General features: G+C 33.8%; 20 protein-coding genes. 7 read left to right on the top strand and 13 right to left on the bottom strand.

Annotated features, from left to right (window positions below):
- The first annotated feature begins 332 nt into the window (after positions 1-332).
- The 3 genes from crtR (at position 333) to TERY_RS14045 (ending at position 3,546) form a co-directional block, all read left to right on the top strand.
- Positions 333-1,208, top strand: coding sequence for a beta-carotene hydroxylase (gene crtR, locus TERY_RS14050; RefSeq protein ID WP_011612449.1), 876 nt, complete (start codon positions 333-335; stop codon positions 1,206-1,208).
- Between the two features lie 172 nt (positions 1,209-1,380).
- A complete protein-coding gene (locus TERY_RS33175; RefSeq protein WP_196797043.1) occupies positions 1,381-1,578 on the top strand; it encodes a hypothetical protein in 198 nt (65 codons plus the stop codon).
- Between the two features lie 891 nt (positions 1,579-2,469).
- Positions 2,470-3,546: a DUF3326 domain-containing protein gene (locus tag TERY_RS14045; protein ID WP_011612448.1), complete on the top strand. Its 1,077-nt coding sequence runs from the start codon at positions 2,470-2,472 to the stop codon at positions 3,544-3,546.
- Between the two features lie 74 nt (positions 3,547-3,620).
- Here the strand turns inward: TERY_RS14045 and TERY_RS14040 are convergent, their stop codons facing one another.
- Entirely contained in the window at positions 3,621-4,658 is a 1,038-nt protein-coding gene (locus TERY_RS14040; RefSeq protein ID WP_011610772.1) for an IS630 family transposase, read from the bottom strand.
- Positions 4,659-6,291: 1,633 nt separating this feature from the next.
- Here TERY_RS14040 and TERY_RS14035 point away from each other — a divergent pair.
- Together TERY_RS14035 and TERY_RS14030 are read left to right on the top strand one after the other, a co-directional pair.
- Entirely contained in the window at positions 6,292-6,879 is a 588-nt protein-coding gene (locus tag TERY_RS14035; protein WP_011612447.1) for a CPBP family glutamic-type intramembrane protease, read from the top strand.
- 105 nt (positions 6,880-6,984) lie between these two features.
- Positions 6,985-8,670 (top strand): M14 family zinc carboxypeptidase, encoded by a 1,686-nt coding sequence (locus tag TERY_RS14030; protein ID WP_011612446.1) that lies wholly within the window; start codon positions 6,985-6,987, stop codon positions 8,668-8,670.
- Between the two features lie 569 nt (positions 8,671-9,239).
- Here the strand turns inward: TERY_RS14030 and TERY_RS14025 are convergent.
- The 3 genes from TERY_RS14025 to TERY_RS33170 all read right to left on the bottom strand — a co-directional run bounded on the left by TERY_RS14025 (position 9,240) and on the right by TERY_RS33170 (position 11,767).
- Complete coding sequence (locus tag TERY_RS14025) at positions 9,240-9,848, bottom strand: hypothetical protein (RefSeq protein ID WP_011612445.1); 609 nt, start codon at positions 9,846-9,848, stop codon at positions 9,240-9,242.
- A gap of 643 nt (positions 9,849-10,491) precedes the next feature.
- Positions 10,492-11,025, bottom strand: coding sequence for a hypothetical protein (locus TERY_RS14020; RefSeq protein WP_011612444.1), 534 nt, complete (start codon positions 11,023-11,025; stop codon positions 10,492-10,494).
- Positions 11,026-11,341: 316 nt separating this feature from the next.
- Positions 11,342-11,767 carry a hypothetical protein gene (locus TERY_RS33170; protein ID WP_370495492.1) on the bottom strand — a complete coding sequence of 142 codons (426 nt, stop codon included), beginning with the start codon at positions 11,765-11,767 and terminating at the stop codon, positions 11,342-11,344.
- Positions 11,768-12,063: 296 nt separating this feature from the next.
- Here TERY_RS33170 and TERY_RS33165 point away from each other — a divergent pair, with 296 nt between their 5' ends.
- The gene (locus tag TERY_RS33165) at positions 12,064-12,222 is read left to right on the top strand and encodes a hypothetical protein (RefSeq protein WP_155994436.1); all 159 of its coding nucleotides are present in this window, start codon (positions 12,064-12,066) and stop codon (positions 12,220-12,222) included.
- Positions 12,223-12,650: 428 nt separating this feature from the next.
- Here the strand turns inward: TERY_RS33165 and priA are convergent, their stop codons facing one another.
- The gene (priA, locus tag TERY_RS14010; protein ID WP_011612442.1) at positions 12,651-15,395 is read right to left on the bottom strand and encodes a primosomal protein N'; all 2,745 of its coding nucleotides are present in this window, start codon (positions 15,393-15,395) and stop codon (positions 12,651-12,653) included.
- 974 nt (positions 15,396-16,369) lie between these two features.
- On the opposite strand from priA, the gene TERY_RS14005 reads away from it, so the two are divergent.
- Positions 16,370-17,137 carry an SDR family oxidoreductase gene (locus tag TERY_RS14005; protein WP_011612441.1) on the top strand — a complete coding sequence of 256 codons (768 nt, stop codon included), beginning with the start codon at positions 16,370-16,372 and terminating at the stop codon, positions 17,135-17,137.
- A gap of 566 nt (positions 17,138-17,703) precedes the next feature.
- Here the strand turns inward: TERY_RS14005 and TERY_RS33160 are convergent.
- The 8 genes from TERY_RS33160 to TERY_RS13970 form a co-directional block, all read right to left on the bottom strand.
- Complete coding sequence (locus tag TERY_RS33160) at positions 17,704-17,877, bottom strand: hypothetical protein (protein ID WP_011612440.1); 174 nt, start codon at positions 17,875-17,877, stop codon at positions 17,704-17,706.
- Between the two features lie 1,216 nt (positions 17,878-19,093).
- The gene (locus TERY_RS13995) at positions 19,094-20,350 is read right to left on the bottom strand and encodes an AAA family ATPase (RefSeq protein WP_011612439.1); all 1,257 of its coding nucleotides are present in this window, start codon (positions 20,348-20,350) and stop codon (positions 19,094-19,096) included.
- Positions 20,351-20,875: 525 nt separating this feature from the next.
- Positions 20,876-21,313 carry a secondary thiamine-phosphate synthase enzyme YjbQ gene (locus TERY_RS13990; protein ID WP_011612438.1) on the bottom strand — a complete coding sequence of 146 codons (438 nt, stop codon included), beginning with the start codon at positions 21,311-21,313 and terminating at the stop codon, positions 20,876-20,878.
- Positions 21,314-21,364: 51 nt separating this feature from the next.
- A complete protein-coding gene (locus tag TERY_RS13985) occupies positions 21,365-22,327 on the bottom strand; it encodes a zinc-binding dehydrogenase (RefSeq protein WP_011612437.1) in 963 nt (320 codons plus the stop codon).
- Positions 22,328-22,563: 236 nt separating this feature from the next.
- Complete coding sequence (locus TERY_RS13980; RefSeq protein WP_011612436.1) at positions 22,564-23,877, bottom strand: nucleoside recognition domain-containing protein; 1,314 nt, start codon at positions 23,875-23,877, stop codon at positions 22,564-22,566.
- Positions 23,878-24,002: 125 nt separating this feature from the next.
- Positions 24,003-24,992, bottom strand: coding sequence for a photosystem II assembly protein (locus TERY_RS13975; RefSeq protein WP_155994435.1), 990 nt, complete (start codon positions 24,990-24,992; stop codon positions 24,003-24,005).
- Between the two features lie 105 nt (positions 24,993-25,097).
- Positions 25,098-25,337: a hypothetical protein gene (locus TERY_RS30715; protein ID WP_052845798.1), complete on the bottom strand. Its 240-nt coding sequence runs from the start codon at positions 25,335-25,337 to the stop codon at positions 25,098-25,100.
- A 242-nt stretch (positions 25,338-25,579) separates the two neighbouring features.
- Positions 25,580-26,500: a radical SAM protein gene (locus TERY_RS13970; RefSeq protein WP_011612433.1), complete on the bottom strand. Its 921-nt coding sequence runs from the start codon at positions 26,498-26,500 to the stop codon at positions 25,580-25,582.
- Positions 26,501-26,539 lie beyond the last annotated feature (39 nt).

Genomic DNA, 26,539 nt, shown 5'->3' with positions numbered 1-26,539 from the left:
AAATGCGCTAATGTATGAATTGTAACTCATAGATTTAAGAACTGCTATAAAATTTGTCTGGGGGTAAACTTAGGTATAACCTCCTATACTTACAGAAATTGTTGTGAATATATTTTACTTCTGGAAAAAAGTTCAATGAGTTAGCCACAATAAAAATATTTTTCTCTGTTAAAGGTATGGGGTTCATCCTTAACTTTTTTGATTTTCTCTCTTGACAAAAATAATAATCATACTATATTACTTAATATTGCTTTACATACATTTACAAAAATTTGTATTTAACCTATGCTACGAAAATAAATGTTAATTAATATTAAGGAGTAAAAATAATAATGTTAGAGGCAGGAGTGCAAATAACAGTCCCAAGAGAGTTACTTCACTCATCTGGAGGCTTAAATACTAACTTACTAATGTTTTTGAGTGCTTTAGGAATAGTAATTTTCTCAACCTGTGGTTACTTTTACTGGCACTTTCCTGGCTGGTGCTGCTTCTTAATGAATGTAGTAGCCTTACATATGGCAGGAACAGTCATTCACGATGCGTCCCATAATTCGGCTCACAAAGACCGTTTAATTAATGCTATTTTAGGTCATGGGAGTGCTTTACTTTTAGGTTTTGCTTTTCCAGTATTTACACGAGTACATCTACAACATCATGCTCACGTTAACGATCCAGAAAATGACCCAGATCATTTCGTTTCTACTGGTGGGCCACTATGGCTAATTGCAGCTCGTTTTTTTTACCATGAAATATTCTTTTTTAAAAGACGACTGTGGCGAAAGTTTGAGCTATGGGAATGGTTTTTCAGTCGCTTAGTAGTCTTTATTATTGTAGGGTTATCTATCTATTATGGTTTTCTGGGCTATATTTTGAATTTCTGGTTTTGCCCCGCTTTGGTGGTAGGTATAGCTCTAGGGTTATTCTTTGATTATTTGCCTCACCGCCCCTTTCAAGAGCGCGATCGCTGGCACAACGCTAGAGTTTATCCCAGTCCTATTCTCAATATCCTGATTTGTGGACAAAACTATCACTTAATTCATCATCTATGGCCTTCTATCCCTTGGTATAATTACAAACCTGCTTATGAGGCAATGAAACCACTTTTAGATGTTAAAGGCTCTCCTCAATCTTTGGGACTCTTGCAAGGAAAAAACTTTTGGAGTTTTCTTTACGATGTTTTTTTAGGAATTAGGTTTCATAAACATTAATTAATTTTTCCAATAATGTTTTTTCTTTTTAGTGAAAAATAAACTCTCTTACTATAAACAATTTGTCTCATTAATTTTAATTAGTTTTATGTTTTGTAAAACAAGCCAAAGTACCTACTAATTTTAGACCTATCTACATAAGGATATGGCCTACAATAGTGCCTAACCCTTGATGAAACCCACAGCTGAGAAAAATAATTTTATTTGTAGTACAGGCATCTTGCCTGTATTGGATATAAATAGTACCATTTCTTCACAACTTTTCTACATTTTGTTGACTAGAGGACTCACCCCTAATGTAGATTTTGGAGGGAGAGTAGCTAGGGAAGTTTTATACAACCTCCATGCCTCTCTGTTGGACGTTGCATAAAACTTTCCTACAACATAAGAATAATTAACATTAACTTAGGGTTAAGTAGGTAGGAATGAAAAAAAACTAGCTATATGATAAGATTTATATACTGACTTCAAGAGACTCTACACAGTTGATTTGAGATAAATCTATATGTTGTGACATGACGACAAATTTCAACACTGACAAAGCTGAATTTTGCAAAAAGGTTATTCCCTTTGTGTTAATTACTTAAGAACTAAAGTATAGTCTATAGCAATCTATTATTATATTAGAGAAAGTATAATATGTAAAATCATATAAACTCAACAATTGTACTTTTCCATGATACCTGATTTATATTCAAAATTATTTAGGATTAGTATATAGTATAGTGTTAATGTATAGAAACTAGTATTACACATATTCAATGATAAGTATAGAAAGATTTTATAGCAGTTTTTATTATTCAAATAAGACAGAGATTTTGAAACTTATGCACTTATGTACTCTTAAATTTAGGTAGAATATTGATATTAAAACCCCTATAGATAGCTTTCACTGTCTAATATCAAGTCTCATTAATTAGCCATAATAAAAATGTTTTTATAACATCAATTGCTCCCAATTACCTAAAATTTTTCCATAGTTAAGTATTTCAAGAAACATGAGAAGTACCTCAGGAAAATTATTTACCTATTTTAATTATCTGTGCTTTTTAGAAGGCCAAGAATTCAGCTTGTGTAAATTTGTAATTAATTTTGCACAACCACTTATAGGTTTTAGCCCTAAATAACTATCCTAGATTTTGGGGTCGGTTTATTTAATCTGATGGTTAAACTCACTAATTGAAACTAGAACCCACCACTACTATTGCAATATTTTAGATGTGTTAGTCCACTACAATAATCAATTTTTAACTTCTGACTTTTGACTTTTAACTTGACACCACGTCCTTATACAGTAGTCTTAATTATACCCACTGGTATCGGTGCATCTATTGGGGGTTATGCTGGTGATGGTTTGCCAGTAGCACGAGCGATCGCACAAACCTGCGATCTTCTGATAACTCACCCTAATGTTCTCAATGGGGCACAACTTTATTGGTCATTACCTAATGCTCTCTATGTAGAAGGGTATGCTATTGACAAATTTGCTCAAGGATGGTATGGCTTACAACCAGTACATCAAAACCGAGTGGGTTTAATCCTTGACCAGGCCATTGAGCCAGAATTACAACTGCGCCATTTACAAGCTGCCGATGCTACGAGAGCAACTTTAGGTCTAAATCTTACAGATTACATTGTGACTGACTTGCCATTAGGAGTACAACTACGAAAGTCTGAGTCTGGGGCGTCCTGGGGCACAATAGCTAATCCTGATAGCTTGCTACGAGCAGCATATACCCTAATTCACAAAGGAAAGGCAGAGGCGATCGCTGTTGTTGCTAGATTTCCGGATGACGAAGGTAGTACAGCATTGCAAGAATATCGTTATGGTCAAGGAGTTGACCCTCTGGCAGGAGCAGAGGCGGTTATTAGTCATTTAATTGTCAAAACTTTTCAAATACCCTGTGCTCATGCTCCTGCTTTATTACCCCTACCTCTAGACCCTAACTTATCACCCCGGTCTGCCGCGGAAGAAATGGGTTATACGTTTTTGCCTTGTGTTTTAGTTGGTTTGAGTCGTGCGCCACAGTTAGTCACATTCAGAGATGGTTTGGCACTTCCTAACAGCATCTGGGCAGAACAAGTTGATGCGGTGGTTGTACCTGCGACAGCTTGTGGAGGTAGTGCGGTGATAAGTTTCAGTCAAACTAAAGCACAAATTATTGCCGTCAAAGAAAATAAAACCTATATGCAGGTATCACCTGAAAAGTTGGGGATCAAGGCGCTGGAGGTAAATTCATATTTAGAAGCCTTGGGGGTGTTAGTTGCTCATAAGGCAGGTATTAGTCCAGAGGCTTTAAGACCAAAAATATTATCAATTCCTAGAATTGAGTATTAATATTCCGTACCTTTTTCTTATGAAACTCTTTTCTATTAATATCAGGACTTATGCAAAGACAATATATAGCAATCCTAAGTAGGTTGCGGCAAAATTTCATACTGAAAAAGTTTTGGGAAATTGAATATTTGACCATCCGCAAAAAACTTAAATAGCCACTTAACTACTTTAAAAGAACTGCAAAGATGATAAAAAGTAATACTGAAATTTTTGGTTTGTAACCAAATATCTTCAACAGGATTTTGCTCCGGAGCATTGGGAGCAAATCTTGTACAATTTATCAACAATTCTTCTTCTGATAAGTATTGATTAATTGTCATTAAATATTCTCGAAATTCTTGAGAGTTATGGTAAGTTGCCCCATCCCAAAATATTGCCAATTTGTTGCCCGGTCTTTGCTTCTGCAAATATTTAATAAATTCAATAGTATTTTTAGTATTTCCACTCTCATATTCTTGCACAAGAAATTCCTTGGTTTTATAGTCTAAAGCTCCATAATAAGTCTGTCTTTCTTTTTCATTTTTAATTGCAATTTCTATTCTTTCATCTGTTTTTCCCCAAGCATAACCTAATATGTCTCCCCATAGAAGATGACATTCATCAATCATAAACACTGTAAGCTTTCCAGTTTCTATTTCTGGTTGCCATTTAGCTAAAAATTCCTGTATTTCTTTTCTTTTAACTTCTACTAATTCATCATTTTTAGCAGGATTCTTTTTTTGAGTTTTTTTCCAACTTATGCCCGCTTCTTTAAACAAGTTATAGTAACTTTGATTAGACTCAAAAACCACATCATATTGCTCCTGTAAGTAGTTTTTTAAATCTGATAACCTAAGATAATCTTGTGCTCTCAACCACTCAATTGTTTTCTCTTTTTCGACCGTTTTTAAGTAACCTTGTCTCCCTTGATACTGAAGCCTTAAACTTTCTACACCATGAAATAATGCTTGGTTTTTCCATTCACTAATAAAACTGTGAGAAACATTTAATAATTCTTTGACTTCATGGTAGGATTTTCCTGACAAGGTCATTTTTACGGCCAAGGCCCTTTTAATTTCTTTAGACTCTTTTGTTTGATTAATAAAATCATTTAGTTTATCTATAATATTCATTTTTTGTCTTTTTCTTAGATCTGTTATTCTTACTATTATATCTGTTGCGACCAATATGGGATTGCTATATATAGTATCTACTAAATATAGTATCTACTAATTTAGGCTATCTCTATAGTTTTTTAAGCAATATAACTGCCTCTTTGCTTCGCCAACGCCTGAATTATAAAATCATTATAACTCATATAAAGACTAGCTAATATAGTTTATTTTCATAATTATAAATGTTACTAATTATAGTAGTCGAAACAAAGATTAGGAAATTGCGAAATCTGAAAATTCAGTCAGAGATTACTTTTTACTTCTTACTTACCTATAGTGCTATACTTCGACTGCTATATAAATAATTTTTACCCAAATACTAGTATTTATTATATTATTATATAACGCTAAAATTTAGCTCCTATATTAATTTTAAATATATTGATTACTGTCAATATTTACTTGGTTTTTATACAAATTAAACCACCACAGATTTAGCTAAACTAAATCTAAAATATTAGCCATCACATGATAAATATTTATTGAAAAATAGAAAAAAATACCGCAAATAATTATTTCAAAATGTTCAAAAAGAATAATTGTTACTAACACAGAAGTTTATTTGATTTTTGATTATACAGTTATTAACAAGGGATATGGTGTTAAAATTAAGTTTCTCAGGCAACATTACAGTATTAATTAGTACAAATTAATTCCTGGTATTAGGGTGGTAAATTATATATATTTTAATCCATAAATTGAATAATTTGGGATAATATATTATCGTATTTATGTTCTAGATAATGATTTAAAAAACGAAATATATTATTTTTAATAAATGATATTAAATGTAGTAAAAAAGAAGAAATTACTATTTTAAATAGTATTAATGGATAGTTGATATGTAACAAAAAGACTAATTGCACTAATATAATATCGAAAAAATCTATTACTTGTCTTTAAAAATAAACTATATAGTAGATGATACTCGTAGTGTATAAAAGTCAAAAATATAGGATAGTTAAGTTGGAATGAATCAGAAAAAATATTAGATTAAATAATTAAAATTAAAGGAATTATTTTGAGATAAAAAAAGTCAAGCTATTTTGGGAAAATGTTTCCACAAATAGAACATAATGTTTGATAATTAATGACTTAAGTTACTCTTCAGTATGAGCTGTATAATTTTGAGATTAAAACTAGATATAAAATTGAAAAATTCACACCATAATTAAGTAAATTAACAGGTATTTAATCTTGTCAATATTGTCTTATAAAAATTAATAAAAATCACATAAATTGTGCCATTTGATTATAGAAAATATTAAAAATATTAGCCGTAAAAATAGAAAAAACTATTAATCAAGTAAAACAGAAATTACTTTTAGACTATTTGATCCAAGAATTGAAGGAGCCCACAATAAGATTCATGGCTATTTTGATTTTTTATGTGCTTTTTACCCTGGTTTTAAATATGGTATCTACTTTGAGGCGATCGCTATAATTTTTTAAGAGATACCCTAAATTAGTAGGCACTATTATATATAGTGTTCTTGCTTAAGTCCTGACTATAACTTTATAACTCAGCAGTCTGAAAATTGTTATACAATATACTAGAGAGAAAACCATTAGTCTATTTGATAGCTAACAAGTGACAGACAAAATTCCTGAAAATCCGGACATAGAACCACTAACTCGCATCCAAGTGTTGGTGGCAATGGGAGTAACAGCATTAGTATTACTGGCAATTTCTAAAATCTGCCTGCTATTTGGTGTGAATTTATTGCCTGTAAGTTGGAATTTAAAGGCGTTGTTTTGGGGAATAGCGATCGCCCTAAGTATTACTACTACCAGTGCTATAATTTATCGTATTTGGCCAGCTTATCGTAGTAGTGCAGACAAATATTTAATTTTAGTGCTAAGTCCACTACTATGGCCTGATTTAGTATGGTTGGGTTTACTGCCAGGATTAAGTGAAGAATTACTATTTAGAGGTGTAGCCTTATCCGCCTTGGGATTAGATACGGTGGCATTAATTGCTTCAAGTGTCTTCTTTGGTGTTTTACATCTGAATGGTAAGCAACAATGGCCTTATATGATATGGGCAACAATAGTTGGTCTTGTATTAGGATACAGTGCTTTAGCAACAGGTAATCTGTTAATACCAATTATTGCCCATATATTAACAAACTTGATTTCTAGTAGCGTGTGGAAGTGGGAACATAATTATCAGAAGTAAGAAATGGGCTAATAATTATACTCAAAGCTCATAATTTTAACTTCACACTTAGTTTAATAATGCTGAAAAATACAAACTTAATTTTTAAGGATTAAATAACTTAATATGACAAAATCAGGGTTTGATTTTAGCCACTACTATAAATATCAAGAAATAGTAAATTTTCTACATCAAATGAGGGAAAAAAATCCTCATTTAATAGAATTAAAAGTTATTGGAAAAAGCTACGGCGGACTAGATATCTTCTTAGCTACTCTTACCAATCAAAATACAGGAAAAGCTCGGGAAAAACCTGGATATTGGATTGATGGTAACATTCATGCGGTAGAAGTTACAGGTTCAGCAGTTGCCCTATATATTATTTATCATCTACTAAATAATTATAATAGCAATCCTCAAGTCACTTATCTATTGGACAACCACACAATTTATATACTACCTCGAATTGCTGTTGATGGGGCCGAAAAATATTTAACAACTCCTTATATTGTGCGCTCAAGTATTCGTCATTATCCCTATCCTGAAGAAAAGGATGGTCTTCACTGGGAAGACATAAATGGAGATGGATTAATTTTGCAAATGCGACTCAAAGATAACTGTGGGGCTTGGAAAATCTCATCAGAAGACCCAAGAATTATGGTGCCTCGCGAACCCGATGAATTTGGAGGTACCTACTACAGTATTTTACCAGAGGGAATGATTAAAAACTATGATGGTTACAATATTAAAGTCGCCCCTAGTAAGGGAGGAATAGATTTTAATCGTAACTATCCCCACGAATGGCAGCCAGAGGGAAAACAAAAAGGTGCTGGGGATTTTCCTTTTTCTGAACCTGAAACTCTTGCTGTAGCAGAATTTTGGCGAGAACATCCTAATATTAATGGTTTTATTAACTATCATACGTTTTCTGGAGTAATTTTACGTTCCTACTGTACTTATCCAGACGAACATTTTCCTGTAAAAGATTTGGAAATTTACAAATTGATAGGGGAGAAAGGTACTGCAATTACCGGTTATGAATGCATTTCAATCTATCATAACTTTTTGTACCCTAACAGTGAAAAAATTTATGGTGGAATGGTTGACTATTGTTATGATCGCTTTGGTTGGTTTGGTTTTTCTATAGAGCTTTGGGATGCACCCACAGAAGCAGGTGTTAAGAAGAATGATTATATTAAGTGGTTACAACGCCATCCTGTTACAGACGATCTAAAAATGATGCAGTGGAATGATGAAAAATTGGGTGGCACAGGTTTTATTGACTGGGAAACATTTGAACATCCCCAACTGGGTACGGTTGAAATTGGTGGGTGGAATTGGAAAATTTGGTACAACCCACCTGTTGAATATTTACCAAAGTTGTGTAAGGAACAATGTCAGTTTGCTATTTCTCATGCTTTGATGTCACCTCGTTTAGCAGTAAGTCAGGTAGTTGTTGAGCATCAGGGTGGTGATATGTATCATCTGGTAGTACAGTTAGAAAATCAAGGGTTTTTGCCTACCTATACTAGTGAAAAAGCTTTGGAACAAAAAAGTGTGAAACCAATAGAGGTAATATTAAATTTACCTGGTAATGTAACGTTGGTGAGTGGAAAACAAAAGCAGGAAATTGAACATTTAGAGGGGCGAGCAAGTGAAGCTTTTAATTTTTTCAGTTTTTTTACTAAACTTGGAGGTTATCGTTGTCATTTAGAGTGGGTAGTCAAAGGTGTTGCTAATAGTGAGATTAAGGTGACAGCAAAAGCGGAACGAGCAGGTGTAGTGAAAACTGTGATTACTTTGCCAGAGTAAATTAACATAAAACCCTTGGCTGCATCTTCATCCCGTGACCGAATATAAACACCAATAATTTCATAAGTTTCTACTTCCATGGCGAACCAAACCTACTGCTTGTTATCTTTGTTGTCAGGGAATGGCCATAATTTATTACATTGAATTGTGAGCTTACCTTTTTTTTCCTGCACCTCCAGTGTTCTTGGAACTTGTGCACATTTCTGGTTTACATAATAAGCCTGTAGCTATTTCTCTGAAACTTAGACTACACGAGGAATGCCAGCTAGTGAAATCCTTTCTAGCAATAGTCTATGAATCAGCTTGGGAATAGCTTGGTAAATTAGCTTTTGTGTAGGGTTTTCCACAAATTGTCGTCCACATTTGCTGTACTTGAACTGCTACTTACTGTTATGGATATGATCATTTTTGAGAGTTTTTGAAGATTCATACTTTGGAGAGGTCGGCATAAATGAACAACAGTAACTTTATACTCCTCTATTCATAAATATTAAGTACTACTAGGGTTATTTAGGGGGATTTTCAGGGAGCTCTGTCAAGGTGGCAAACTGAATAAGAAAAAACCGAATTTAATTCAAATCTGCCTCCGTTGTGCTTGACAATAAAAAACTTATCGTTCCGAAAATTTTATCTAAATCAGTAATAGTAATTCTCAACTTGCTTTTTGTAAATTCATTGGATACTAATTTGCCAAATTGCCATAATTCTCCATCTGTTACTATCCCATACACGGGAAGTTCCTCGGCCTTATTTAATTTTTGCACAGCAATTAACTCAGCTAGACATTGCCCCCATCCCTCGCTAAAATCATTCTTTTTTGCTTCAACAATAACGATAATTGGAAAACCCAAAACGGTTTTACCTAATTCTGATTTTGTTGAGAACAAGTAATCAGGAGTTCCATTTAGTTTAGCATCATAAGTTATAGACTTGTGGCTCCAAAGAGTATATCTATCAATAAAGTTCTTATAAACTTCTCTTAAAATTGGATAAATAATATTTTCGCATCTTGATGATTCAGATGTGTATATATCCATGTTCTGTTCGCTGAATTTCAATTCTTTGACAAACAGAGCGGAAGGTTTTAAATCGGTAATTTCAATAAACTCTGCTTCTAAATACTTGATATTATACTCCTCTTGAACTTGAGCAATAGTTTTATAATCACTAAAAGCCATTAATAACCCCTATTTTATTTTTAATCTAACAATCAAGTTTAACAGGGCATGAATCTTTTGGGAAAACCAAAGCAGTAGCCAAGCTATCTGGTGCAGCGCAAAGTTAACCACTTATAACTATAGTGGTTAATTGTTCGGCTGCATTGATGGTGCTATACTCGATCTGCTTGATAAAACTAACATCAAATCTCATAATGAGTGACATTTTTGGTCAATGGGTGGGGTCTAGGGGCTGCTGCTTTGGGAGCTGGAGAGAAGTAGATTAGAAAGCAACCCCGAATTCAGTCAGAATATCGGCGGTTTCAAAAGGATAACTACTAAAGCTAAATAATTAAACAAAGTTTGACAAAAGTATCCTATCTGCGCGTACTTTTTTCTATGCTTACAGAGTAACACACTATGTTGATTATTGTCTTTATGAACCTAATGCAAGGAGGAGACAAAAGGACAGGGAAAAATACTATTGACAGATCTAGTTTTCTAACCGCAAGTTGAGCGGTGTGAGACTATTTAACAACAAAACCTGATGTTTTCGCCTTCACATCCGCTCCGATAAAAGTTTCAGATCTAAAGACTTAGGATTTTTGGGTGACGCGCTTCCCTAACCCAAACTACTACTCAACGATTCGGATTCTTGAATGAATCACTTCGTCGGTTTGTACGGAAGTGCTGAATGGTGAACATTGATCAAGAGCTTGCCATCTTCACCACGAATATACCCAAATGTATACTCCACCTTCACTTCTTTCTGAGTTTTTACATCCTTAAAATAGTAGTTACCCATGGCAACAGCAGAGTCACTGTCAGTTATAATGTCGGCATTTTCAAAACGAACGGCCATCCATGGCTGCAATGCGAAGCCAGTGTCTTCCTGCACTATACCGCCAACGAAATAGGAGACTGCTTCATCCTCAGTGAGGCGAAACTGATCAGCCGAAGCCTTAGTCGGCTTGAAAAGCACGGCACCTTCGTCGTAGCCATAGAGTGTATCTACATGATTTTCTGCCAACTTCTTATAGTCGCCATTGTTTAAATAGGCAGCTCCAATGGCAACAATACCTTGAGCCCAGACTTTCTGTGCTTCCTCGACCTCGGCTTCTGTAATTGGCTGTGCAATTGCCGGGGAACTCATAAGAAAAACCCAGGCTAAGATACTTCCCAGAACTCCTTTAATCATGTTAAACTCCTTTCCTAAATTTAGACAAAATTAAATCAATCAACAGTTCTACAAGGCTATAGACTTGTAGACCCAAAATTATTCTGTTTATTATGAATTATACAGATTTTATCTATTTAATCACCTTTATATGGATTTCCTTAAAGCTTCATAATTATTACATACCTTGGTACAGGGGTGGCTTAAGAGGGGCCTCTTGTCCCATCTGCTGTAGATTAGGATAATAACTCCGGTAATGCACTTCCCTCACAAACAACCACAGAATGGGATCGAGCAGATTCTGTGGCTGAGCGGGGCAAAGGGCATAACCATCAGTTTAGATAATCAGGCCATCGTAATCCCGATGTTCTTTTAGATAAGCCCAAATAAGGCCGAAATTAGTCCCACCTCTTCTGGTTAACTGGATTTCCCATAGAGCCGGACGGAAGGTCATTAGGTCAGTTGTAATCTCAGCATCAAATTGAATCACATCGATCGTAGGCACGCCGTAATTAAAAAAGCGATTTACCAACGAAAACTCTTTCTTTAGCCCCTCCGTCTCCATAGAGCAGCTTACATTAATGGCAAACGGCAACCGGGTGGTAAAGTGACGACGACTGCCCATGTAGGCAAACCCATAGCGGCGATTCGGTTTCATCAGGGTTAGGGGCTGCTGTTGGCTGAAGATAGACGTGTAAAACTTGCGCAAAACCGCCCGATATTCTAGCTTGGGGTGTAAATTAACCAAAGTCTTTTCCTGCAACTTGTCACCAATGCTGTCTCAAGTATCATTGGCTTGGGTAACTTGTACTAGCTCGTCCAGGCGATCGCTTAACAATTCATCTCGATCCTACTGGTTAGTATTTTCAACACTGCTTAAGCTTGGGTTGGTATAGACTCAGAGGAGCTCTGGAAGGTCATCCCTGGGGACTCGGGTCGGTGCAGACATTGATTGAGAAAATCCAGATTCAGCAGTGGCGCACATGGGGGCCACTTCGTGACTCTCCAAGTCCGCTGCTGAGAACCTAATGTTGGGGACTTCAGAGACTGGACTAGGAGTTGGCTCCGTGGCAGACTCTTGCTCAAGCAATTGGTGGTAGTATAACTCAAAGAATTATTTGTCATATTTATGATCGCCAAAAACATCCCAGACCGGAGGAAATGGCAGCTTGGTTTGCAAATATTTCTGGAGTGTTAAATTGCTGGCAGCATAGCTAATTGTGGAGTGAGCTTGGCGGCGACTGTAGGGGTGTTTCAGAAGAATCCGTAGAGCTTTAAAGCATAGGGTGGCTTTCAAGTAGCGATCGCTCAACTGCTCAATAAACTGTAGATTATACTCAATCCGGCCCTGTTGAACGCGAAGAGGGTGTTTTATCCTCCCTTGCGTCCTCTTTTCTCTTAGTTAAGCCATCAGTCTATAGTATCTGAAATTAGGCAAAATGTCAAACTTCCTCCTTACTTCAATGAGGCATCGTACTCAGACAAATTTTTAACCTTGTACTGAGACTGAGACTTGGACTTGGAGTTACTCATATCTACTAATTGGTACTATCTTGAATATTATATGTACCCTTTCAATCATCTTTTTTACAACAAAGCCTATCTCAGGAATAGAAATTATCCGGATTTGATATAAGTCCTGTTGATCACAAATTCATAGGATCAACATCTACAGTCAAACTTACCCCAGGACGACAAAAATTACTCAACTGAGTCAGATCAGGTACATTCTCATATCCAGACAATAACTTTAACAAAATCTGCCAACGATAACGATTAGCTATTCTAGCAATAGGAGCCGGTGCAGGACCCAATAAATCATATTTTTCCTTTCCCTCTTTTTCCCTCAACACACTTGCCAACTCTTGAGCAGTCACAGCTACCTCAGTCGGATCATAACTACTCAAACGTAATAAAATCAACCGCCCATAAGGAGGATAGTGCAATTCTGCTCTTCCTTGTAATTCTGTTTCCACAAAAGACTCATAATCATTACGTTGCACTGCTTGAATCACAGGATGTTCTGGAGTATAGGTCTGAATAATTACTCGCCCTGGGTTATCTCCACGACCCGCACGACCTGCTACTTGCAGTAATGTTTGAAAAGTTCGTTCATTAGCGCGATAATCTGAAAAATGTAGCAACCCATCAGCAGAGACGACTCCTACTAATGTCACCTGTGCCAAATCTAAGCCTTTTGTCAACATTTGGGTACCGATCAATAAATCTGCTTCACCATTAGCAAATTGATTTAACAAATTTCGGTGGGCATCCTTTTTGCGAGTAGTGTCGCTATCATATCTAATATATCGTAAGCCAGGAAACTGTCTTGTTAACTCCTGCGCTACTTTTTGAGTTCCACTGCCAAAAAATTTGAAAAAAGGAGAACCACATTTAGGACAACGTTGTGGTTGTAATTCGTTATAATTGCAGTAATGACAACGTAATAGTTCAGTTGCACCTTCGTGGGTATAATGATAGGAAAGGGAAACATCGCAATGGGGGCATTCCATTACATGACCACAACTGCGACAAGAGACAAATGTGCTGTAACCGCGACGGTGAATGAATAAAATTCCTTGTTGTTTTGTTTCCTGTAGTTCTTGCAGTGCTTCTTGTAGAGGATAGCTAAACATTGTCCGGTTTCCCTGTCGTAGTTGTTGACGCATATCTACTATTTCGACAGGTGGCATCGGTCGTGAGTGGATCCGTTCTGGTAATGATAGGTAGTAAGTGTTAGGTGTTAAATTTTGGGTGTTGCCTGTTGGGGAAACATTTTTGTCTATATTTTCTAGTAGATAGGGGGATGCTTGAATCTTTTTGTCTTGATAGTATTTTCTTGTTTCCAACCAACTTTCTAAAGAGGGAGTTGCTGAACCTAATATTAATGGACAGTTTTCTAATTCTGCTCGCCATTTCGCTACAGTGCGAGCGTGATAACAAGGTGCAGGGCGGTCTTGTTTAAAGCTGTTATCGTGTTCTTCGTCTAAAACAATTAGACCTAATTTTGGCAGGGGGGCAAAAATTGCTGAACGAGTACCGATGATAATTTGTGGAATACCCCAGGTCATGTTACGCCAAGTGTCATAACGTTCTCCAGCAGATAAGGCGCTATGGTAAACATATACTTTTTTGCCAAAACGAGCGCGAAATCTATCGGTCAGTTGAGGAGTGAGACCAATTTCGGGAACTAGTACAAGAGCAGATTTACCATTTTCGAGGATGGGAGCGATCGCCTGTAAATATACCTCTGTTTTTCCAGATCCTGTAACTCCATGTAGCAAAACTTGAGCAAATTCTTGAATCTTGGTAATTGTTGTTAATGCTTCTGTTTGGTAGGATGTAAGCATTTTTATTTCATCTCTGGTATTACCTCTGCCTTGTTCTCGGCGTAATATTTCTTGTTCCTGAATGACAGCATAGCCTTTTTCTTCCAGTTTTTTTACCACAGAAGTCGTAGTTTTGCAAGTGTTAAGTAATTCTGTTAACCACATTTCCCCTCCACTTTGGCGTAATACTTCCATGACTTCTTGTTGGCGTGGGGTTAAATCTTTGGGTGGGGTTTGAGCAACTAGAGTAACTGCTTGTCTGAGTTTTGGTTTTGGTGGGGAAGGGGGTTCGAGATAACTTTCTACCCAACCTCGTTGTAGTAAATCTTTTAATCCTCTTTCAGCACCTTTGACTTGACGTTGAATGTATTTCCAGGTGTAGTCTTTAGTTTTGGAGTTTTGCAGAATTTCCAGAATTTTTTGAGCATTTGCATTGAGAAAAATTTCTCCTCCTGTTGGTATTGCTGCTTCGATGATGCGAATGCGTCGTTGACTACCTTTGAGTAGCCCTGGTGGTAGAGCTGCGCGAATTACTTTAATAAGTGGTGTTTGATAATAGATAGCGACTTTTTCCAGGAGTTGCCAATAAGTGGCAGGGAAAAAACCTTTAGTAATAATATCTGATATATTTTTCAAGCGATCGCTACTTAAACCTTCTGGTAGTTTAGAGGTTTTGCGGATAGCGATCCCTCCTACTTGTTGTCTGCCAAAAGGTACTATTACAATGTCTCCTGGTTGAATGTCCAGTTCAGGAGGTATTTTGTAGGTAAATAATTTTTCCTCTTCTTCAGCATCATCTGTTGAAGTTTGAAAAGGGACATCAACTAAGACTTCTACCAACTCTTGCAACTCTGGGGAATGGTTATTATAAGATGACCCCGGTTCAGCTAGGACAGATTTTGAGAGTATTTGGACAGACTCTTCAGCATTTTCTGTTGAAGTTTTAACAGGAACATCAACTAAGACTTCTACCAACTTTTGCAACTCTGGGGAATGGCTGTTGTAAGATGACCCCGGTTCAGCTAGGACAGGTTTTGAGATTTTTGGGACAGAGTAGGACATTGGCAAAATTAATTATGGGACAAATAGGGCGATCGCTATATGATTTTATTTACGGAAGTCAAAATATATACAACAGATAAGTCTCCTTATAATAACAAGCTAAATCCTCAGTTCCTAGAGAATAACTACCATCATAATTGATTTTAGACTCTAACCAATTTACTGCATCGATGTAGCTATAAATATATTTGAGGATAATTTTTTTATATCATAGTTAAAAGACTAGATAAATGCTGAAAATTAAATCAGTAGTCATTTAAGTTATCAGTTATTAGTACCTCTGACTGAAGCCATAGCCTTGAAATACTGAATTGAGTATTTTTTCATCCAAATGGGAAGCTTGAGACCTTATTTTTTTGGTTAGTAGGATTATTTATTGTGACCTTTAGAAATATATTTTAAACCTTCCTAAAACATCTGGTATAATGATAGCCGTAAGCTTGAATCAAGAGCTGTTAACAACTTTTAAAGTAGTTCTAAGCCAGAAGGCTAGATATTTACGGAACATCTCGGTACAAAAATGCTACAAGCTAATAGCTAATTAGTTTTATATACTATCATATTTTGAAACAAATACATCATAAATATAATTACATAATTTGAGAGAAAAGCCACCCTAATTACTGGAGAAAGTCGTGCTATTGGTATAGTTAATGCTATATCTTTTGCTAAAAAAATATCCAAAATAGTTATTGCCAGTCGTAGGGAAAAAGAAAGTAAAGAAACAGTATAAATAACTTTAAAAAAACTAGGCAGTAAAGCTCCCTTTTATTCTATGATTAATCAAGTCTTCACCAAATAAATTTTATTCATTTTTTGAGCTATTGAAGTAGCTAGAAGTTTCTAATTTGCCCTTTTTATAATGAATTATTTTTTTAATAATTAGTGACCATTAAAAAAGAATTATTAATTTTATCTGAGGCATGATAAGATAATTTACATAAAATATAATGTTATTTACGCAAGCATAAATTATGAGTAAAGAATTTGAAGGAAAAATTGCTTTAGTTACTGGAGGAAGTTCTGGTATTGGTAGAGCTACTGCTATAGCTTTTGCTAAGAAAGGAGCCAAAGTAGTTATTGCCAGTCGCCGGGAAAAAGAAGGTGAAGAAACAGTAGCAATGATTAAAGAAGTTGGCAGCGAAGCTATCTTTTTCAAAACAGATATTACTCAAGCTATTGAAGTTGAAAATTTAGTGAATCAAACAATTAATACCTATAGTAGTTTAGATTATGCATTTAATAATGCAGGTATAGAAGGGATAATAGGACCTAGTATTGAGCAAACTGAAGAAAATTGGAATCAGGTAATTGATATTAATCTTAAAGGAGTTTGGTTATCGATGAAATATCAAATTCCTGAAATGTTAAAAAATGGCGGGGGAGCAATAGTGAATAATGCTTCTATAGCAGGGCTAATTGGTACTCTTAATTCGTCAATTTACTGTGCTAGTAAACATGGTGTAATAGGCTTAACAAGAGCCCTTGCTCTGGAACAAGCAACAGCAGGTATTAGAATTAATGCTGTTTGTCCTGGTTTCATTCAAACAGATATGATTGAGCGTGCTTTTGCCCAAATAGGTGATAGTGAAGCTAAAGCAAAAATAGTAGCAGCAAACCCTATTGGTCGTATTGGTCAACCAGAAGAAGTAGCCAATGCTGTTGTCTGGTTATGTTCTGATGCAGCTAGTTTTATTACTGGTCATTCTCTCAGAATAGATGGAGGTTTGATTGCGCAATAATTGCAGTTATATTATTTGATTAAGATAGAGTATTTTATGAGAGTATTTTGATTTATTTTTTGAGCTATTGAAGCCGAAAAAAAAATCTCTGATTTGCCCTTTTTCTTTGGGAGAAAAATTTTTTATAATTAGTGATTATTTTTGAATAATTACTAATTTTATCTGAGTAATGATTAGATAATTTTGCCCAAATTTAATGTTATTTACACAACCATAAATTATGAGTAACGAATTTGATGGAAAAATTGCTCTGGTTACTGGAGGAATTTCTGGTATTAGCTAAAATTGAGAATTTATAATTTAGAAAGGTTTTTTCTCAAGGGAGGCATACAATCAATTTGTCATTTAAATGCACAAAATCTGAGTTGCAGAGTTTTTTTGTTGATAGTTATCTCTGTAAAAATTAGCTCATTTCTATAGCTATAAATTAAATCTAGTTAATTGAAAAAAATCTAGATATTGCTGTTTTAATTCTTGTCTCTTCTGCGTCTAGGAATTAGCCGAGGTTCGGGAAGTTAATATGATTTTAAACTTTTATCTCCTGTCAAAATTTCTACCTGATTTTCTCACTTATTATAATAGTTAGCAATCTGTTTAATTGTAGCATCTCCTAGGACCAATCCTTGATTAGCAAAATTAGGAAATTCATCAGCTAACTGCTTCAAATTTTCTGAATTCCATAAAACTGATAGTTCTATAAATGCTGCCCAAGGAGTTGGGTTATCTGCAGCTAATTTCATCAGATTAGCTAATTTTTTTTGCTATTCCATAAAACTAATAGTTCTATAAATGCTGCCCAAGGAGTTGGGTTATCTGCAGTTAATTTCATCAGATTAGCTAATTTTTTTTTTGCTATTTTATAACGCTTTGTTGATGCTTGAGCAATATGATTACCTATTTCAATAATTGTTGCTAAAAGTAAAACAAATGTCGTTTTTTCTTCTTCCTAATTTTTCAGTTTTTCATCTACTTGAATTTTATCAACTTATTACCCTTAGAACCACAGTTTTCTTTGCCAGTTACTCCTAAATAAACACAGAAAATTGAAGTATCAATAATCAGCACTTTTTTCATACTATCTAATTTACTTTAAGACTTTTTTCAATCAACTATTACTAGCAATTTTGCCTAAAGTTCCTGATGCCATTAACTTCGGTAAATCTCCAATATCCTCTAAATGAATTAACTGACTTTCTCCGGCCATCTAATTTACTTTAAGACTTTTTTCAATCAACTATTACTAGCAATTTTGCCTAAAGTTCCTGATGCCATTAACTTCGGTAAATCTCCAATATCCTCTAAATGAATTAACTGACTTTCTCCGGCTATCTAATTTACTTTAAGACTTTTTTCAATCAACTATTACTAGCAATTTTGCCTAAAGTTCCTGATGCCATTAACTTCGGTAAATCTCCAATATCCTCTAAATGAATTAACTGACTTTCTCCGGCTATCTAATTTACTTTAAGACTTTTTTCAATCAACTATTACTAGCAATTTTGCCTAAAGTTCCTGATGCCATTAACTTCGGTAAATCTCCAATATCCTCTAAATGAATTAACTGACTTTCTCCGGCTATCTAATTTACTTTAAGACTTTTTTCAATCAAACTATTACTAGCAATTTTACCTAAAGTTCCTGATGCCATTAACTTCGGTAAATCTCCAATATCTTCTAAATGAATTAACTGACTTTCTCCGGCTATCTAATTTACTTTAAGACTTTTTTCAATCAAACTATTACTAGCAATTTTACCTAAAGTTCCTGATGCCATTAACTTCGGTAAATCTCCAATATCTTCTAAATGAATTAACTGACTTTCTCCGGCTATCTAATTTACTTTAAGACTTTTTTCAATCAACTATTACTAGCAATTTTGCCTAAAGTTCCTGATGCCATTAACTTCGGTAAATCTCCAATATCCTCTAAATGAATTAACTGACTTTCTCCGGCTATCTAATTTACTTTAAGACTTTTTTCAATCAAACTATTACTAGCAATTTTACCTAAAGTTCCTGATGCCATTAACTTCGGTAAATCTCCAATATCCTCTAAAGGAATTAACTGACTTTCTCCGGTTTGTTTATCTCGATAAGCTACCATTACAAAAGGAATAAAATCTGGAGTTAGCTCATCTAATAAAGCAGAATTATGGGTTGTAACTAAGATATAAATTTGACGCTGTTGACCAATTTCTCTTAGCATTTCTAATAGTAATCTAGCGCGAGAAAGATGTAAACCATTATCAACTTCTTCTATGACAATTAGACTATTTTCTGGTTGAGTTAACATTGCTGTTAAAATTGCTAAAAATCGCAAAGTTCCATCTGACATTCCACTAGCATCAACTATCATTGGGTCTTTGTTAAAATCCCAGATTTCTTCACAGTAAAGTATGGCATCCCTACCTAATCTTCCCACAGATTCAGACCATACTTTTTGCATATCTCCTTCTGGTAATTTTGCCAGATATTTTAATAGTTTTTCCTCTACTTGAGCTTTTATTGGTTGTGGTAATGCTGCTAAAACTCCAGCAATATTAGAACCGTCTCTTTCTAACTTTGTTGATAGAGGTGAAGGATACCTCATTTGCGAAGGTATTGGATTTAAAATAAAAATATTTTTGAGAATCTCTGGAACCATAATTTGCGCAGACATCATTTGATTAACATCATCAAATTCATAGAATGGAATCTTATCTGTAGAATGACCCAACCAAGGATTAGGAGTAGGATAAAATTTTTTTATAACTTCTTTTTCTGCTTCATAATGTTTATAAATTATTCTATTTTTTTCATAAGTAAAGGATATAAAAAAAAGTTGCTGACATGAATTATTATCCGAGATATTTTGACTATCAATTAAAGTTAAAGATTCATCTACTACCTGTACAGCATTTGTATTTTCTACAGTGATTTTATAAAGATAATCATTCCCTTTATCTTTCCCATCTACTAATACTTGAAAACTAAATTTTGTTTCTGGTTTTCTAGCTGCCCACTCAATTCCTCCTCTAATACCTGGAGTAAAGCGATCGCCTATTAATACTGTTTCTACTGAAGCACGTTGCATCATACTATTCAAAAAATCTAAGGCATCTACAACATTAGATTTCCCACTAGCATTTGTACCAATTAAAACCGTTAATGGGTCAATATATAATTCTGCATGACGGAAACTTTTCCAGTTTTCCAAAGTTATTTGTTTCAACATAAAGCCTTCCTTATTTATCTCTTCCACTTGAATTTATTTTTAGTCAGTATTTAAAAGTTTTTTATAAACTTAAGCTTCCCTAATTGGGGACAAATTTAGAGAAAATTCGCCAGTTTTTGGGCTGTTATGAACCAGGGAATAAATTTAAATTAACTCAATTAAAAATATCCTCAAAGTGGTTGATTAAAAACACTTGACATGATACTATAAACATAATGGAAAAGGTGTGCTCAGATATACTCAAAACAGGCCTCTTTAATTTCAAGTATTTGAATATCCTCTACAATAACAGTAACTTTTTGAGTTTTTCAAAATATAGTTGCTAATTTCCTGATAAAAATTTCTCTCTCTTAAAACTTTGGCGAAAACTAATAATTTCCCAACTCGTCCAACTTGCTTGAAGTGGAAATTTAGAATATATATTGTCTGAGAATAATACCAGTTCAAAAAAGAAAAAAATAAATCAAGAGTAAGGATTTTTACTACTGCCTATTTCCTTTTATTAGACACTGAGATAATCAAACTTTATCTACCAGTAACCTGCACTAATACATTTCTTTTTCGAGGTCCATCTAATTCAAAAAATAATACTGACTGCCAAGTTCCTAAAGCTAATTTTCCATCCATAATAGGAATCACCTCACTATTATTTAAAGTCATTGCTATAAGATGAGAATGAGCATTAATTGGTTCATCCGGAGGAACATCTCGCAAATGCAAATCATTATGAAGATACTTGTCAGATTCTGGCGCTAACTTTCTTAAGTATACTTTCAAATCTTCAATTAATCTTTCCTCATTTTCATTAATCCCTAAAGCAGTAGTTGTGTGTCTAGAAAATACAATTACCTGCCCATCATTTATACCAGTTGCAGTTAAGATATCAATAACTTGGGGAGTAATATTGTATATTTCAATTCCAGGAGCAGTTTCTATTTCTAAAAGTTCATTTTTAATCAACATATTAATATCCTATTTTTTCAAAGCTACTGCTGTTCTTAAAGTATAAAAAAATTATTCAACTAGACTTATCTCTTCATTGATAATCACAATTTTTCCAACAGCATGATTCATTTCGCTATAAGTATGAGCAGCTGCTATTTCTGCCAACTTATATGTTCGGTCAATCACTGATTTAACTAATCCATCTTCAATCAATTTTCGGAGAGAAATTAAATCACGAGGATTAGGTTGAACAAGAATTAATTTAGACTTTTTACCAGGTACAAATAAAGTCAATAAAGTAGAAGGTAAATTTTCTAAATTTGGTAGAGTAGAAATATAAACTCCTTCTGATTTCAATACATTTTCACAACTAGAAAAAGTTTCTTTTCCCACAGCATCAAAAATAATGTCATACTGTTCAAATTCTTTAGTAAAATCAACCTGATTATAATCAATAACCCGATCAGCCCCTAAACTTTCTACTAGAGTAATATTTTTACTACTACAAACACCTATTACTTCAGCTTTCATTGCCTTAGCAATTTGTACGGCAAAAGTTCCAACTCCCCCAGAAGCACCATTAATTAATATTTTTTTTCCTGGTCTAATTTGACCTAAATCAAGTAATGCTTGAAAAGCAGTTAAACCTGCTACAGGTACTGCTGCAGCTTGGCAATAATTCATATTCTTTGGTTTTAATGCAACAGTATTTGCAGGTACAGCAATATACTCTGCATAAGCACCTCCTAATAATGGATTTACGAATGTATAAATTTCATCTCCAGGTTTAAAGTCTTCTACTTTTTCTCCTACTTTTAATACAACTCCAGATAAATCACAACCTAAAATAATTGGAAAGTTAAAAGCTGATAATAATTGTAATTGCCCTTGTCTAATTTTCCAATCAACAGGATTAACACTAGTAGCGTGAATTTTTACTAATAATTGATTTGATGTAATTAATGGTTCTTGAATTTCTGAATATTCTAAGACATCAATGGAACCATATCGATTAATAGTGATTGCTTTCATAGATTTTTGTTGTTGAATTTTTAATTCAAGTATAGTACAAATAAATTATATCATTATAACCTACAAATAAACGAGATTATGATAGAAATTTTCCTGATATATAAAAATAATAATGATATAAATAAACTCAGTTTATTGTTTTAGTTCATCACTCCTAATGATGTTAGTTGAGATACTTATAAATAATAGGAAAAAATCAACTAAATTTAAAGTCACTTTATTCCAGTATTTAATTATTAAAATGTAATTCGGCAAACTATCACAGATATCAAAATTCCTACCAGATCAGCAGATAAAGCAGCAGGCAAAGCATATCTAGTTTTTTTAATTCCAACACTGCCGAAATAAACAGCTAATACATAAAAAGTTGTTTCTGTAGAACCCTGGATAGTTGATACTAAATAGGATAGAAAACTTAATGGTTCATTTGTAACTATTTCGGACATAATGCCAAAAGCACCACTACCAGATAAAGGTCGAATTAGTGCCATAGGTAGTGCTTCTGCTGGTATTCCAATTAGATTAGTTATGGGCGATAAAATTCCAGCTATAATATCTAGCGCACCACTAGCTCTAAACATTCCAATTGCTACAAAAATTGCCACCATAAAAGGAATTACTCTAATAGCAACTTCAAATCCAGATTTTGCGCCTTCAGTCATTGTTTCATAAACTTTAACTCCTCGGAAATAGCCAAACAAAAGAAAGGAACAAATTAGTATTGGTAATAACCAATTAGACAAACTTTGGAGAAAAGTAAGACTAAAAATATAAGGTATACCTCTGAGTCTTAAGCGATAAATTATTGCACCTAAAAAAACGCCAATTAAACTAGCAAAAACTAACTTTCCAATTTTGGATGGTGGTGTAAGTTCTGAGATTTTTTCTTCTCTGTCAAACAAATCATTTTTCTCCAAATCTTCTGAAGTAAATGATTGATTTATACTTGGCATTGGTTGCCGACTTGCAAAAAATTTTGCTGCTACAACTGCCATAATTGTAGAACAAAAAGTAGCAATAATTGTAGGTAAAATAATATCCCCAGGATTAGTAACACCTGCACTCGCTCGAATGGTTATTACACTAATAGGAATTATAGTTACCGAAGAGGTATTAATTGCTAAAAATAAACACATTGCATCTGTAGCAGTTCCCTTTTCTGGATTTAATTTATCCATTTCTGCCATAGCTTTTAAACCCATAGGTGTTGCAGCATTTCCTAATCCTAAAGCATTAGCAGCTATATTGAAAATAATGGCAGACATAGCAGGGTGAGATGCAGGTATATTTGGAAAAAGCTTTACCATTATAGGGTAAATAAAACGGGCAATTATTTTCATCCCTCCTGCTGTTTCAACTATTTGAATTATCCCTAACCATAATGCCATACTACCAATTAGTCCGATGGCTAAAGTAACGGCATTTTTGGCAGCTTCAAATGATGCTTCAGTTATTTCCATCATTCTATTATTGTATGCAGCTATAACAGTAGCTGAAATTATCATAAATAGCCAAATACTATTAATAGGTGATGTTTGTGATTTATTCATTTAAGTATTCTGTCCATAAACTAATAAGTATTCTGTCCATAAACTAAGTTTTTTATTTAGTAATATTTAATATTCAGCATTTGATTTTGTAGAGCATTTTTTATATAAAATTTTGAGAGCTATTTTTATTTTTTGCCTAGAATAATATAGTCATCTATTCCGTAACTTGAATAATGCTTACTTTGAAGATACTGTCTTTTTAATTTTTCCATATATTTTTGATGAGGTAAGTTTTCCCTAGCAAATATGCCATATTCACGACTCTTACTCGGCATTCTTTGACCAGTAGAAGCTAAATATTTATACCAAACTAAGTTCAAGCCTATATCTGCCATCAAATTTTCAATTAGTTTTTTTTCTATGTCTCTATTTTCACTAAATTCTAGATAATAATTCCTAAAAATTTTTCTGCCTTGCACTATGATAATTGCATAACCATCATTACTCAAGCTTTCCTGAAATATTTTCCGATAAACCTTGAAAGACTTTTTCTTTTCTTCTTGGTCAAAAAATAAACAGTGAGAAATAGTTATAAAATTAAAAAATCCTTTTGGCAAAACTTTCAACTGTTCATTGTATGTAAAAAGATCCCTCGTATCAAATCGAAAATATAAATTTGTAGGCATTATTTGTTGCTCTATATATTGCCGCCAAAACTGAAGACCTCGATATTGAAACTGAGCTTGTTTTTCCAGAGAATAATAACAAATATGCATAGGATGAGTCGCAAAAAAGCTACTACTACTTTGCAGAAACAAAGCTAGTCCATAAGCAACTGTTCCTGGACCGGCACCAATATCCAATATATTAATTTTTGTTGGTAATAATCCACTTTGATAGACCAAGTACCAAGCTAAATAATTGGAATAAATATTATCTAAAAAGTATCTTATAAAATAAACATGAGGAGTTAAATAAAAACTATAATCAGGATCAGCGCCAACCTTTAACTTTCCTATATCCCTGTGAGCTTTTTCTAACTCTAGTATTCGTTTATCTTCAGGTATGGTTTCAACTTCAGATTTAATATAGTTTGCTAAACTTGATTCTAAGTCATAAAATATCTGTTCATCAATTCCCGTACATTGTAATAAATTTTCATCTTTTTCAATCAACTGAAAACTATTAATTACAAACTCAATAAACTTCGTATTCGGAGTCAATATATAGTCATCAATTTTTCTAATTAATGGCTCATTAAAATTAAGTTTTAATTCTAATTAATCTAATTTATCAACAGTTTTTCTAAGATCCGTGCTTAAATAGCTAATTTCCCTATCTTTATCATTTAAAGATTCTTGAAACTTCAGCTTGTCTTGATATAATTTCTCTAAAGGAGATAATTTTGCTCCCGAACTTTCAATAGCTTTTAGTGTTTTATTTGCCAAAAAAATATTTCCTTGTTTTAGGGCAAACCAAAATTTGATAGAACGGCAAAAATTTGTGATTTTATTATTCATTAGTAAATATTCTCTCAAATTATTTTATTGCTAAATTATTTACACCTGTATTAACTTATCTGAAAATTGTTGATAATTTTTATGTTGATTAAATTACTAATTTTTTTACCTTTATAATTTCCATATTCTGGACCTTTCAGTAGAAGATATAATTATTTTTAGTATTTAATTTGCCAGAGAATTATCCCCTTATTTCCAGATAAAGTATAAACTTATAAATCTGCCAAAAATTTGTGACCTAGTCATTCATAAGTAAATCCAGCTTTACCTTCCTTAACTTCTACATCACTGAGTATTTCTAGCAACTTACCTTTGAATTGTTGATAATTTTCATGTTGGTTACTGTACCACCATTCGTACTTTTTTTTCATATCTATAGCTGCATCACGAGTGCTAGCTACCAGGGAGCCCTTATGACTAACATGAAAATCTTGAATGACAACTCTATCTACAAAATTTAGTTGCCTAATAAAACTTTCTTGTTCTTCTGGTAAAGTCGGCAGTAAAGGAGTAATAGTAATAGAAAGTTTAGGCAAATAACCTGTGAAATTATGAATTTCCTTTTTGATTTTTTTCATAGCATTAAGTCTAGCTTTAATACTAGGTGTTTGAGGTTCAAAATCTTTTCTTACTAGCTCACTACCCGTTGGAATACTCATATTAACTCGGAGATTTTTAAACCGTTGCAAAAGATCAATATCCCTCGTTATCATCGGACTACGAGTTTGGATAACTAAAATTGGTCGATATTCTAACATAACTTCTAATAATCTCCGAGTTAATTGAGTTTTAGACTCTATTGGTTGATAAGGATCTGTGACACTACTCATATAAATACTAGGTAATTTATCATAATTTTTCTTCTGCCATCTCATCAACTCTTTCTCTACAACTTCCGCCGCATTTTCTTTAATTAAAACCCATTTTCCCCACTCATCTCGTTTTTTTTCATTAGGACTAAAAGCCGCAGCATAACAATAAGTACAACCATATTGACAACCCCGATAAGGATTCAAAGTAAAATCATAAGCTTTAATAAAACCAGTAGCTTTATTTAATATTGATTTAGCATTTTGTCCGTAAATATCAGCACTGCCAAATTTTTCACTAGCCACTAATAACTGACTAGTATCTACTGTGTATTCTTTGTCTTGTAATTCCATTTTAATTTTCTAAATAAACTGATAAATTAATGAGTTTTT

It is taken from the genome of Trichodesmium erythraeum IMS101 (assembly GCF_000014265.1).
In the GTDB taxonomy this organism is placed as follows: Bacteria; Cyanobacteriota; Cyanobacteriia; order Cyanobacteriales; family Microcoleaceae; genus Trichodesmium; species Trichodesmium erythraeum.
The sequence above is the reverse complement of the archived record's forward strand: the minus strand, read 5'-3'. Positions and strand labels throughout refer to the sequence as shown.